Annotated in this window: 10 protein-coding genes and 1 pseudogene; 3 read left to right on the plus strand and 8 right to left on the minus strand. The window is 64.2% G+C overall.

The window, feature by feature from the left end:
* The 5 genes and pseudogenes from AC5IJH_RS17685 to gyrA all read right to left on the minus strand — a co-directional run.
* Positions 1-397: pseudogene (locus AC5IJH_RS17685) on the minus strand (hypothetical protein); the annotation flags it as partial.
* The gene (locus AC5IJH_RS17690) at positions 394-828 is read right to left on the minus strand and encodes a hypothetical protein (RefSeq protein WP_491904151.1); all 435 of its coding nucleotides are present in this window, start codon (positions 826-828) and stop codon (positions 394-396) included. The gene AC5IJH_RS17690 and the pseudogene AC5IJH_RS17685, both read right to left, overlap by 4 nt.
* A gap of 196 nt (positions 829-1,024) precedes the next feature.
* Positions 1,025-1,303, minus strand: coding sequence for an FtsX-like permease family protein (locus tag AC5IJH_RS17695; RefSeq protein ID WP_491904152.1), 279 nt, complete (start codon positions 1,301-1,303; stop codon positions 1,025-1,027).
* Between the two features lie 241 nt (positions 1,304-1,544).
* Complete coding sequence (locus AC5IJH_RS17700) at positions 1,545-1,685, minus strand: hypothetical protein (RefSeq protein WP_491904153.1); 141 nt, start codon at positions 1,683-1,685, stop codon at positions 1,545-1,547.
* Positions 1,686-2,012: 327 nt separating this feature from the next.
* Positions 2,013-4,691, minus strand: coding sequence for a DNA gyrase subunit A (gyrA, locus tag AC5IJH_RS17705; protein WP_491904154.1), 2,679 nt, complete (start codon positions 4,689-4,691; stop codon positions 2,013-2,015).
* Between the two features lie 361 nt (positions 4,692-5,052).
* On the opposite strand from gyrA, the gene AC5IJH_RS17710 reads away from it, so the two are divergent.
* On the plus strand, positions 5,053-6,276 hold the full coding sequence (locus tag AC5IJH_RS17710) for a pyridoxal phosphate-dependent aminotransferase (RefSeq protein WP_491904155.1): 1,224 nt from the start codon (positions 5,053-5,055) through the stop codon (positions 6,274-6,276).
* Between the two features lie 202 nt (positions 6,277-6,478).
* Here the strand turns inward: AC5IJH_RS17710 and AC5IJH_RS17715 are convergent, their stop codons facing one another.
* The 3 genes from AC5IJH_RS17715 to murQ all read right to left on the minus strand — a co-directional run bounded on the left by AC5IJH_RS17715 (position 6,479) and on the right by murQ (position 10,073).
* A complete protein-coding gene (locus AC5IJH_RS17715) occupies positions 6,479-7,798 on the minus strand; it encodes a hypothetical protein (RefSeq protein ID WP_491904156.1) in 1,320 nt (439 codons plus the stop codon).
* Between the two features lie 14 nt (positions 7,799-7,812).
* Positions 7,813-9,036, minus strand: a complete 1,224-nt coding sequence (locus tag AC5IJH_RS17720; protein WP_491904157.1) for a hypothetical protein — start codon at positions 9,034-9,036, stop codon at positions 7,813-7,815.
* A gap of 119 nt (positions 9,037-9,155) precedes the next feature.
* A complete protein-coding gene (gene murQ / locus AC5IJH_RS17725; protein ID WP_491904158.1) occupies positions 9,156-10,073 on the minus strand; it encodes an N-acetylmuramic acid 6-phosphate etherase in 918 nt (305 codons plus the stop codon).
* A 215-nt stretch (positions 10,074-10,288) separates the two neighbouring features.
* On the opposite strand from murQ, the gene AC5IJH_RS17730 reads away from it, so the two are divergent.
* Positions 10,289-10,645 carry a hypothetical protein gene (locus tag AC5IJH_RS17730; protein WP_491904159.1) on the plus strand — a complete coding sequence of 119 codons (357 nt, stop codon included), beginning with the start codon at positions 10,289-10,291 and terminating at the stop codon, positions 10,643-10,645.
* Positions 10,646-10,863: 218 nt separating this feature from the next.
* Complete coding sequence (locus AC5IJH_RS17735; RefSeq protein ID WP_491904160.1) at positions 10,864-12,258, plus strand: serine/threonine-protein kinase; 1,395 nt, start codon at positions 10,864-10,866, stop codon at positions 12,256-12,258.
* Positions 12,259-12,274 lie beyond the last annotated feature (16 nt).

Raw genomic sequence — 12,274 nt, forward strand, 5'->3', positions numbered from 1 at the left:
AAAAAAAAGGTTGCGATGAATCGTTCGTGAGCCCACGTGAATTCACATGAAATCCATGAACAGCCGCAGCCGCTCCAAACTTTGATTCGGATTCAGGGTGCGGATGCTGGCGCTGATCGCATGCACCAGCGTGGCTGGATTCTGCTCCGAACAGACGAGAAGCAACCAGCTGGCCGGGCGGCGCCAGGATGGAGGAGGGGATGTATACCCGAGGCTCGATTGGATCGTGCAGTCCATTGTTACGTGCATCGGCGACTACTCCGATGATCTGAAAGGGCTGCTTGATGTCCGGCGCGACGGGTACCGTCAGCTCGGGTGAACTTAAGTCCGGCAAGGTGATCGCGTGGCCGAGAGGGCTGGCACCGCCGAGATAAGTGCGCGCAAACGTCTGATTCACAACAGCGAAGTGGCTTGCCCGGCGGCCCTCGTCTTCTGTATAGAGGCGACCGCCCATAGTGGAACTCTCATCGTGGGGAAGTAGGAGGCGCTGACCAGCGCCACCATGGTCTTTCGCGAGGTGGGCGGAGCGCCGACGACCGCAATCGCCTGCTGCCAGTTGCGGTAGGAGGGCGTCTCAATCGCGTAGCTCACGCTCTCCACACCGGGCGTGGTGGCGATCTTGTCCTGCAGCGCATTGAAGTACTGCTCCCGGGCTTGGTACGTGGGATAGCCATCGTTTGGAATCTCCAGGCCGATCATCAGTACGTGATGTGGATCGAAGCCAAGGTGGGCGGTGTACGCCTCGAGGAAGTGGCGCATGGCAGCCCCGGAGACCGTGAGCAGAACGAGCGTGATGGCGATCTGGCTGCCGATCAGCTTGCTGCGCACATTGCGACCCGCGGTGATTGTCCGCCCACCTGCACGGAGTGAGCGCCGAGCGTTCGCCGTGAGAACTCGAAAGCCGGCAATGTGCCAAACAGAATGCCGCAGAGTACAGATACGCCGGCGCTGAACAGCAGCACCGGGACATTGATGGCGACGACGACTTCGTGCGGGATAGAGTACTGCGGCAGCAGAGCACCAATCAGGCGTATGCCGGCATAGGCAATTGCGCGCCCAGCACGTCCCCCACAAGGGACACCACAACTGCCTCAGTCAACGTCTGCCGTGCCAGGCGAAGACGGCTTGCGCCGAGCGCCCGGCGCATCGCCAGCTCCTGATGACGTGCTGTACCGCGGGCCAGCATCAGGATGCTGACATTTCCGCAAGCGATGATCAGCAGCAGCACGACCGAGGCGAACAGCACCAGCAGCGTGCCCTTGAACTGGCCGAGCAGCCTATCGTTCAGGGTGCGGGCATTCACCCAGTAAGCATCCTTTGGACGCAGTTTCGGGCTGCGGCATGTAGACGTCCGCATCCAGCCAAGTAAAGCGCGGCTCGGTGACACCAATCACGGTGTACTTGCGGTGCTCGATTTCGATCGTGCGGCTAACCACGTCCGGAGCGCTGTTGAAGTGTTTTTTTCAAAAATAGGTAGCTGATCACGACGACCGGTGGCGGAGCGGCGTCATCGGGCGCCTCAGCCGCGCTGTAGTACCGGCCGATCAGGGGCGCGTCTCGCAGGAAATCCAGGTTATGCCGGCGGTCTGCCCCACATCGAGTGAGCTGGGCAGCAAGCCGTCGGTCTCTAGCATGTTGGTGCGGCCGAAGCCAGTGGCATCTTCAACGGCTGGCAAACGTCGCACCTCCCTCAGCTCCTCGCGAGTGAAAGGCATGCCATAGACGTCGTCGGCATCGCCGTCAGCGCATACGTGCGATGACGAAGCAGCTGACGCAGAGCGAAGCGGACATCGTAGAGCCAGACTTGCATAACGGGCCCTCCGGTGATCTTGTAAGTCAGGGCGTTAGCCGATGGCGATTGCCAAATAGCGTTGCGTGTCCAGGAGACTGTCCGCAAGGCGGAAAGAGTGTTCGGAGTCGGCTGTACGTACTCAAAGACGTACCACGCAGTGAATGCGCAAGAAAAAGCCTCCCGGTCAGGGGAGGCCTTCATGTTGTGCCGCGTGGCTTAGTTACTGCAGCAGCGTTCCGTTCTCCGGCTCGATCTTCGCCTCTTCGGGCGGGATCACCACCGCTGCCGCTACCTTGTCGTCTTCCTCAAGGTTGAGCAGCTTCACACCCTGCGTGGACCGGCCAGCGGCGCGAATCGTCTTCGTATCGATGCGGATGATCTTGCCGTACTGCGAGATCACCATCAGCTCCGACGTCTCATCCACCAGCAGGATTGCGTTCACCTTGCCGTTGCGCGACGTTGTCTTCAGGTTGATGACACCTTTGCCGCCGCGCGTCTGCAGACGGTACTCGTCCACGTCGGTGCGCTTGCCGAAGCCCTGGCTGGTGACCGAGAGGATGAGGCACGGACAGTTGCCGCCGTCGCCGTCCTTTCTGCGCTCCTTCGGCGTGACCGCGAGGCCGACGACGTAATCGTTCTTCGCGAGATCGATGCCGCGGACGCCGTAGGCCGGCCGGCCCATGGAGCGGACATCGTTCTCGTCGAAGCGAATCGCCATACCTTCATGCGTGGCCAGGAAGACGATCTCCGTGCCGTTGGTGATGCGGACACCGATCAATTCGTCCTCTGGCTCGATGCCGATCGCGATGATGCCGCGCGCCATCACGTTCGAGAAGTCCTTCAGCGGCGTGCGCTTGACCGTGCCGCTGCGCGTGACGAAGAAGACGTACTTGCCTTCTTCCTCGAGGTTGCGCTGCGCGAGGATGGTGCGCACTGTCTCGCCGGGTTGCAGGTTGAGCAGGCTGGCCATCGACTTGCCCTTGCCCGCGGCGCCCACGTCCGGCACCTCATACACCTTAAGCCAGTAGACGCGGCCTGTGTTGGTGAAGCAGAGCAGGTAGGCGTGGGTCGAATCGACGATGAGCTGCGAGACGAAATCCTCTTCCCGCGTCTTCATGCCGAGCCGGCCCGTGCCGCCGCGGCGCTGCTGGCGGTAGGTCGAGATCGGCGTGCGCTTCAGGTAGCCGGAATGTGACACCGTGACGGCTACTTGTTCGTCGGCGATCAGATCTTCAAGCTGCAGCTCGGCAGTCTCGTCGAGGATCTGCGTGCGCCGCTCGTCGCCGAACTCCTTCTTGATCTGCTCCAGCTCCTTGATGATGACGGAGCGCAGCTTCTTCTCGGAGGCCAGGATGGACTCGTACTCCTCGATGTTCGCGCGCACCTGGCCGAGTTCGTTCAACAGCTCGTCGATCGAGAGCTGGGTCAGGCGATAGAGCTGCAGTTCGAGGATGGCGTCGATCTGCCGGTAGCTGAGCACCAGGGTAGCCGTGGTCTCGGCTGCCGTGTCCACGCCGTACTTGGCTGGGTCGAGTTTGACGCCCTTCAGCTCCGAGCCGCGCAACTGGATCGTGCTGCCCGAGAAGAAGCGGAACAGGTTCTCACGGGCATCCGCGCGTGAGGAAGAGTTGCGGATGATGCGGATGACCTGATCAAGGTGATCGAGCGCGATCTGGTAGCCGAGCAGGATGTGCTCGCGCTCGCGTGCCTTGCGCAGCAGGTAGGCGGTGCGCCGCCGGACGACGTCGACGCGATGATCGATGAAGTGGCGGATCGCGTCTGGCAGCGGCAGCTCCCGCGGCTGGCCGTTGACCACCGCGAGAAAGATCATCGAGAAGCTCTCCTGCATTTGCGTGTGCTTGTAGAGCTGGTTGAGCACGATCTGCGCTTCGGAGCCGCGCTTCAACCCGATCACAATGCGCATGCCGTCGCGATCGCTCTCGTCCCGGAACTCATCGCGCGCAATGTCGGTGATGACGCCGTCGTTGACCAGCTCCGCGATGCGCTCGATCAGCTTCATCTTGTTGACCTGGTACGGAATCTCGGTGACGACGATGGCCTGTCGACCGCCGGAAATGTTTTCGATCGCGCACTTGGCGCGCATCAGGAAGCGGCCGCGACCCGTGCGGTAGGCCTCCGGAATGCCGCTGCGCCCGTAGATGAAGCCGCCAGTCGGGAAGTCTGGCCCCTGCACGTGCTTCAGCACTTCTACGAGCCCGGCGTGCGGATTATTCACGAGCTCGATCGTGGCGTTGATGATCTCGGTCAGGTTGTGTGGCGGGATGTTCGTCGCCATGCCGACAGCAATACCGTTCGACCCGTTCACGATCAGGTTGGGGATGCGCGCGGGCAGTACGGCCGGTTCGAGCGTGCTCTCGTCGTAGTTCGGCACCATGTCAACGGTGTCCATGTCGATATCGGCGAGCATCTCGCCCGCGATGCGCATCATGCGCGACTCGGTGTATCGCATGGCAGCCGGCGGGTCGCCATCAACCGAACCGAAGTTGCCCTGGCCGTCGATCATCGGGTAGCGCAGGCTGAAGGGCTGGGCCAGGCGCACCATCGTGTCGTAAATGGCCGAGTCGCCGTGCGGGTGGAACTGGCCCATTGCCTGGCCGACCACCTTGGCGCACTTCGTGTACTTCTTGTTGTACTGCAGCCCCATCTCGTGCATCGTGTACAGGATGCGGCGATGCACGGGCTTGAAGCCGTCGCGCACATCGGGCAGCGCACGGCCGATGATCACCGACATCGAGTAGTCGAGATACGACCGGCGCATCTCGTCTTCGATATTGATCGGGATCACGTTGGCCGCGCCCGGGCCCTTGGGTACGTTGCCATCGCCGCTGTCGCCGTTTGAGTTGCCAAGAGGAAGCTGAGGATTCTGATCGTCTGCCATAGGTGGGTCGAGCGCGCCTCAGCACCGCGCAAAAGAACTGCGCACGGCGCATCTCGTTGCAGGCTGGCTCTGCCTCCATTTTAGCAGTTGGAAGGCTCTTTTCCGGGCCTGGAACCACGTCTGCGAACCAGCATGCACAGCGGGTCTGCGCCACGCTCAAATCGGGCACCCAGCCCGCTCGCGCATGGCTCTTGGCCGACGACGACACCCGGAGTAGAGTGATCGAGAACTGAATCGTCAGGTCGAGCCCTCGCTGTCTCGATCCCTCCCGCTCCACGATGCTGCGCGGGATTGCACTACACACGAGGGCTGCTCTCCCCTGGTTCCGGCCCCTGCCCGCTGGTTATAGGAGGATTTCCTGATGTCTGCTGATCGCCCGTCCGTCTCCCGTCGCTCGTTCCTGCGCTTTGCCTCCACCGCCGCTGCCGCGGTCCCCATTCTGACGGAATCGCACCTGGCGTGGGCCTATGCCGCGCAGCAGTCGACGCGCAACTCTCGTGCTGCACGCCGCTATCACGGCGGCATGGACACAATCCCAGCCGATGCGATCATCATCAACGCGAATGAGAATCCGCTCGGGCCGTGCCAGATCGCGTGCGATGCCTGTACCAGCATCACGCCGCGCGGTGGACGCTACGACTTCGACCAGACAGTCGCGCTGACCAAGACCATCGCGCATGTCGAGAACCTACCGGAAGAATCGATCGCGATCTATGCCGGCTCGAGCGAGCCGCTCCACTACACAGTGCTCGCCAACACGAGCCCGAGCCGCCCTTACATCACAGCAGACCCGGGCTACGAGGCCGGCATGGTCGCTGCGGCTGCATCCGGTGCGCCGATCATCAAGGTGCCGCTGACCGCGACGCATGCACACGACGTAAAGGCGATGGTCGCCGCCAGTCCCAATGCCGGCGTGCTCTATATCTGCAGCCCGAACAATCCGACCGGCACCATCACACCGAAGGAAGAGATCCTGTGGGCAGTGAAGAACAAGCCGAAGGGATCGATTGTGATGATCGACGAGGCATACATCCACTTTTCCGAACAGACGAGCAACATGGACCTGGTCCGGGCGGGCGAGGATGTGATCGTGCTGCGCACCTTCTCAAAGCTGTACGGCATGGCCGGGCTGCGCTGCGGCTTTGCTGCCGCACGACCGGATCTGCTCTTGAAGCTGCAGAACTACGGCATGAATGCCATGCCGATCACCTCACTGGCAGCGGCGAACGCCAGCCTGCTGCACCCGGAGATGATTCCGCAGCGGAAGAAGATCAACAGCGATACGCGCAACGCAACCTACGCGTGGCTGGACCAGCAGGGCTACAGCTATACAAACTCGGAGAGCAACTGCTTCATGCTCGACACGCGCCGCCCGGCGCCCGAAGTGATCGCCGCGATGCAGGCGCATAAGGTGTACATCGGGCGCGTGTGGCCGGCGTGGCCGACGCATGTCCGCATCACGGTGGGCACGCCGCACGAGATGCAGGCCTTCCAGACCGCGTTCGCTGAAGTGATGAAAGCTCCCGCGAAGGCCGCGTTCGCCATGCCGCCAATCGCCGGCGCGCCGCTCACGCACCTCGGCTGATCAGTGCAGTGGTGCGTATTTGAGTCACTTCGTGTAGCAATCTCGCCCAGCACGAATCAGATTCGTGCTGGCTGCCGTTCAAAAAGGATGAGGCGATGCGGGCGATGCTTGGTGTGATCACCGGGCATGCGATGTCGTATCCTCCTCGACGGCGTCGGGACCTGGCACTGCATCTACTGACGTGTTGAAGCGGCTGGCTGGCCTATTGGTTCCTGGCGCCGCCTGAGGAACGCGGCGACAGTGGATCGCAAAACACGCCATCAACTATTGCCTTCTTCAAAACAGGAGGCGCAGCCGCAAAGAAGACGCGCAGGGATGCCGGCTGGCCTTGCGGCGTCAGCGCATCCCGAACAATCCTGTACTGCGTGACCGACTCGGTGCGCCTCGCCATGAGCATGCGATAGCCGGAGAGATCGGACGCTGCAGCGAAACATGTGGCGGCCACAATCGCGGCGGATACGACCGACGTGACATGCTTCGGCCCACGCTCCTGCACCCACACCAGCAGATAACGCCACGCAAAGACCAGCGCCAGGCATGAGTAGATGCGGTACCGTGACGGAATCGATTCAGCGACTGGCTGGCCGCCGCGAGTGACAGCGACCGCGAGCGCTGTGATCAGCAGAAACAGAACGGCTGAGGTCCACAAAGGCGCGCGCCTCGCATACCGGTTGTGCACGGCGTGCCCAAACAGCAGGCAAAGGATCACACCAAGACCAACTGCCGAGATGGGCGGGCCCGCTGCGCTTCCCAGGAAGGCTATAGGGAACACCAGTCGCGCGAGCCACGGATGAGAGGACTGCGGCACTACCTGGGGCAGCGGCTGATACCGGTACATGTAGCCCGCGAGCATGACCGCGGCGGCCACACTCCAGATTATGACTCTTCTGCGCGCACGAGCGTCGACGAGCATGGGCAACGCCGCAGGGAGAATGAAAAAGCCATTCCCTGACGATGCGACCGCAAACATAAATGCGAGCGTCGAGAGTGGGCCCGCGAGCGCTCCTGGCCGCTGAAATAGCCAGAGTGCGAGCAGCGCGAAGCTCAGCACCGGCAAGTTCTGCAGGCCACCCATCGCCCAGTTGAGCGTCTCCGCGTAGCGCAGGTTCACCACCAGGAGGACTACAGGGAGGAATGCCGCCATGCGCGCCGGCAGCGTGCGGCCTGCGTCCTTGAAGTAGGGCCAAAGCACTAACGCGGTGACGATCACAAATGCATCGCCGGTCATGCTGAGAGCGAAAAATCGCACGTTGCCAAACGCCATGTAGGCAACGGCTGACACGCTGTTTTCAAAGATCAGCTTGTATTCGTTGTGCTGCCAGGCCAGGACCTCCAGAACGCGCTGCCATCCATGATCCTTCGAGAAGGAATCGACAAACGCCAGGATGGCGTCGTAGTCGTCGAGGATCGGGACAGTGGCTGCGCTGCGGACCAGCAACCAGATGAACACCAGCACCGGCGTCAGGAGCGCGGCTGCCAGCAGAGCTACGGAGAGCTGCCGTGGAAGAGCACGGACACTCACCGCGCGCTGCCCAATCAGAGGCCTTGCGGCAGCGCGATCGTCAGCCCTGCCTGCAGTAACACCATCGCGACCACGGCCCAGCGGAAGATCCGGCCATTGGCGGTCTCAAGCGCATCCGCGTAGACGCCACCCACCAGCGTGAGCAGAAACGGCAAGGCCCACAGCCAGGGCGCCCCCGCGATGCCGGTCGTGACGAGCGGAAGGAAGACGAGCGCGATCAGCAGAGGCGTGGTGTTGCCGAAGTAGCGCGACCGGCGCACCGCGAGGTAGAGGATAGCTGCAGCAGCAAGAGCCATCGCAAAGCCCGCATCCGCCCAGGAGAGCAGGTGCAGGCGCGCCTCGAGCGTGCTCCAACCCAGCCGGCCGGCGCCGGAGCGGAAGTAGTAGCTGAGCGCATCCGGCCGAAAGCCGTAGCAGGCGAACAGGATGACGAACGCTCCGACTGTCCCGGCGAGCAGCACCAGTGGTACCGCGGTGCGATTGCGCTCCGCGAGGTAGAGCATGAAGAACAGCGCCAGCGGCAGTGTGAGCAGCAGTGCGGCTGCGTGCGACGCCGCGATTAGCCCGAGACCCGCTGCGAGCAGCACGATGCGCGGTCGCCACTTGCGCCGCGGCCCCTGCATGGCATGGGCGACACCGATCGCGGTGTAGAGCGCGGCGAAGATGCCGAGCGCAGCCGTGATCTCAGGGTTGGGCGCGGAGCCCGCGGCGACGATCCCCGGAGCAACGCAGTAGAACGCCAGCGCAACAAAGCCGCCGAGGTTGCCGTAGAGCCGCCGCGTGACCCACCACAACGCACCACCGAGCAGCAAAGCCGCCATCAGGAACGGCAGACGCAGTAGGAGCTTCACGTAACTAAGCTCGTGACGCATCTCCCAGGTGCTGGTCTCGCTGCCCTGCCCCGCGACTAGCCGCTGCACCGTGAGCGGCAGCCCCGCCATGCGATAGGCCAGCACGCCGTCATGAATGTTGCCGCAGGACGTAAAGTATCCAGCGATCGGCGAGGGGCGCTCCCACATCTCGCGACCGCAACGTGCGTATTGATAGTCCTGATCGGTGAGCGGGGCGCGCGCCATCCGCCAGAAGCACTGCGACATCAGCAGCAGGAGCAGCAGCGCGGCGATCTTCTGCGGGCGATCGAAGCGAAACCGGCGCAGCCGCTGCGAGGCTTTGCCAGCAAAGCCCGGCGCAGCAGGAGACGTGGCCGTAGCGACTGGAGCAGAAGCAGGCGTGGACATAGAGCGCGGTAACTCCAGTGTACCGGACCAGCGCCGCCCGCTCCCCCTCGCCGCTCTGGCGAGTTTCGCACGATGACATCCTGCAATCGCCCAGTGCCTGGGAGGACCTGCCGCCCGCGCTAACCCGCTGGATCAAGTGCACGCCGGAGCTGACCGTCGACCGCCTGAAGCCGCTTCTCGGCCTCCGCGCGGGACAGGCCTCGCGCATGCATCACGGCTGCCGTTTTGACGGATCCTGCCTGCTCAAGTAACGACGCCGCGCCGCCATGATCCAAGCCGGTGAGCTCCATCAGGATGCGCTCAGCGCGGTCCACCAGCTTCGCATTCGTCGGCTGCACGTTCACCATGAGGTTGCCGTACACCGCACCGAGCCGGATCATCGCGCCGGTCGAGAGCATGTTCAGCACCAGCTTGGTCGCGGTGCCGGCGCGCAGCCGTGTGGAGCCGGTGATCACCTCCGGGCCGACGGCCGGTGAGATCGCTATCTCCGCCGCACGCGCCAGTTCAGAGTCCGGTACGCAGCTGACGGCGATGGTCGTAGCTCCCAGGCTGCGCGCGTGCGCCAGCGCGCCGAGTACGTAGGGCGTGCGTCCGCTGGCTGCAATGCCGGCCAGCACATCGCGCCCGGTGAAGCCATGCGAGGCGAGATCCTGAGCGCCTAACTCGAACGAGTCCTCCGCGCCCTCGATCGCGTGGCGCAGCGCGTAATCGCCGCCGGCGATCCATCCCTGGACCAGTGTCTCCGGCACGTTGAAGGTCGGCGGACACTCCGATGCATCGAGCACGCCGAGGCGGCCAGAGGTGCCAGCGCCAATGTAGAAGAGCCGTCCCCCCTGCGCCGGGGCAAGCGCGGCCGCAATTGCATCCACGGCGCGGGCGACGGCCGGAATCTCGCGACGCACCGCATCAGCGACCTCGCGATCGAAATCGTTCATCATCTCGAGCATCGCCACGGTGGAGAGCTGGTCGATGTTCGCGCTCGCGGCCGAGCGGGTCTCAGTGAGAAGTTGGGCTAAGGGGGGATTCGCGTCACTCATGCAAGGCGATGGTATCGCGCGCGCGTGATGCCCGACGAGAGATGACGCGCGATCGCGCGCAGCCGCGTGGTTCCCAATCGGAACCGTCACTGCGCAACGCGGTCGGGAACCAGATTCGGTACGGTCTTTCGCCTCTTCTCCGCTTGACCCAACTGCATCGGAGAGAGTGTTCTTCTAGTAACGCACCGCAACACCGCTGAGAGGACTGCACGCCCATGAGCACTGCCGCCAACGCCCCGGAGAAATACCTGGTTGCTTTCGTCATCCAGGGCGACACCATGTTCAAGATCACGGCCGACAGCATCATCCAGGCCACCGGTGGCGCTGCAGGTCTGGCATCGTTTGACGGCGTCGCCAAGCTGAAGGCCGCGGCGGCACTGGTCGAACTCACTAATCAGCACAACGAGCGGCCCGAAGAGCTGCGCCAGATGGCGCGCGAGATGGCAGGCGAGGGCATGCGCCTGCTGGCCCGTGCCGGCGCCGGCGGCCGTGTCGTTGCTGGTGGCTCGACCGGCCAGACGTCGAGTGCGTCGGTGCTCGGTCCCGTCCCGGTCGAAGTCAACCTCGTCTAGCGCTTCAAGCGCCCGTCGTATCCCGCCGTACTCTCGCCTCCACTCCGCGAGGCGCGTAGACTCACCACAGAATCAGTGCAGCACCAGCCGAGGACGCGATCGCAGAATGCGTTCCCGGCTGCGCTGCGTGGCATGACGCCAAGCGCTCCCTGTGCGGGATGGCGCGACGTTCGTCGTGTCTCTTCACCACATCACCCCCGGGTTGGAGACGACTATCCATGCCGCTCTGGAATGAGCTTGAAGGTCAATCGATCGAGGGTCTGCCGCTTGGCCGACTGCTGCGCAGTGAGGGCCGCACGGCCTGGTTCAGCACCACCGACCACGCCGGGCAGCCGTCCGTTCTCAGCGTGTTTGAATCCCTGAACGACGAGGATGCAATCGAAGCCCGTCTGCAGGCCGCGGCGCGCGTCAGCCACCCGCATTTGCAGACGATCCGCGGCACCGGGCGTGGCAGCGTAGCGGATGAGTCGCTGGTCTACGCCATGCTTGAGCCGTTCGACCAGACCCTGGCCGATGTTCTGCGCGACCGTACGCTCGATCCGACGGAGGCACGCGAGGTCACCGAAAGCCTGCTGAGCGCGCTCGAAGCCGTCGAAGCCGCCGGGCTGCGCCACGGGCATGTCGATGCATCCGGTGTGCTCGCGATCGGCGACAGCATCAAGCTGCGCAGCGATTGCCTGGCGCCCCGGAGACCGGAGAACGATGCGGCAGCGCTCGCCGCGTTGATCTATCAAGCGCTCACCGGACGTCGGCTCTCGAGCGAAACCGAAGCGCTGCAACTGCCAGCGCCCTTTGCCATGCTGGTGCGCGCCGGGCTGGGCACGAGCGGTTCGCTCGCTGCGATGCGGCGCGTGCTGCAGGGACCGTCCGTCACCAGCGCGGCACCAGTTGGTTCGGCTGCTCCGGCCGCGGCTCCTTCAGTTCCCGTGCAGACCACGATGGCCTCGACACGCGCCTCCGTGCCGGCCGCTCCCAAGCCGCCGAGCCCGCCGGTGAAGGTCGATCCGCGACCGCAGCCCGGCGCCGGCATACCCCGCGCCGCTTTGCATGCGGAGCGTGAACGCCCGGCCGGCGCGAACCCGCTCCGTCGCCGGCCCATTCTCATCGCCGCCCTGGTGCTCATGGCGATCGTGCTGATCGCGTTCTATGCAGCGTCGAAGCGCACCCCCGCGTCGGGCACCATCGTCGGCGAGGCGCCTGCCTCCCAGGCCAACGCCGGTGCGAATCCGCAGCAGGCACCCGCGAGCAATGCGCAGAGCACGATGGGCGACGCCACGCCGCCGGTTGAGACGCCACCGCCACCAGCCCGCAAGCCTGTCCCGCTGACCGCTTCGCCGAGCACGGTGGCAGAGGCCGTCCCAACCAACGGCCGCAGCGCCTGGCACGTCGTGGTCTATACGTACACGCACCAGTCGACTGCACAGCACAAGGCCGCCGAGCTGGCGCAGCGCTATCCGCAGCTTGAGCCGCAGGTCTTCTCGCCCTCCGGTCACGCGCCGTACCTGGTCACGCTGGGTGGAGCGCTGGATCGCGAGGCCGCGTTCGCACGTCGCGACCAGGCCCGCTCTGCGGGGCTGCCGCGCGACACCTACGCGCAGAACTACAGCCACTAGGGCTGGAACGCGGGGT

It is taken from the genome of Candidatus Dedyshia acidiphila (genome assembly GCF_051025295.1).
Taxonomy (GTDB): Bacteria; Acidobacteriota; Terriglobia; order Terriglobales; family Acidobacteriaceae; genus KBS-83.

What these genes read in the sequence shown, in the direction of transcription:
- gyrA (WP_491904154.1), bottom strand. Translation starts at nt 4,691, where the DNA reads ATGGCAGACGATCAGAATCCTCAGCTTCCTCTTGGCAACTCAAACGGC.
- AC5IJH_RS17710 (WP_491904155.1), top strand. Translation starts at nt 5,053, where the DNA reads ATGTCTGCTGATCGCCCGTCCGTCTCCCGTCGCTCGTTCCTGCGCTTT.
- AC5IJH_RS17720 (WP_491904157.1), bottom strand. Translation starts at nt 9,036, where the DNA reads ATGTCCACGCCTGCTTCTGCTCCAGTCGCTACGGCCACGTCTCCTGCT.
- murQ (WP_491904158.1), bottom strand. Translation starts at nt 10,073, where the DNA reads ATGAGTGACGCGAATCCCCCCTTAGCCCAACTTCTCACTGAGACCCGC.
- AC5IJH_RS17730 (WP_491904159.1), top strand. Translation starts at nt 10,289, where the DNA reads ATGAGCACTGCCGCCAACGCCCCGGAGAAATACCTGGTTGCTTTCGTC.
- AC5IJH_RS17735 (WP_491904160.1), top strand. Translation starts at nt 10,864, where the DNA reads ATGCCGCTCTGGAATGAGCTTGAAGGTCAATCGATCGAGGGTCTGCCG.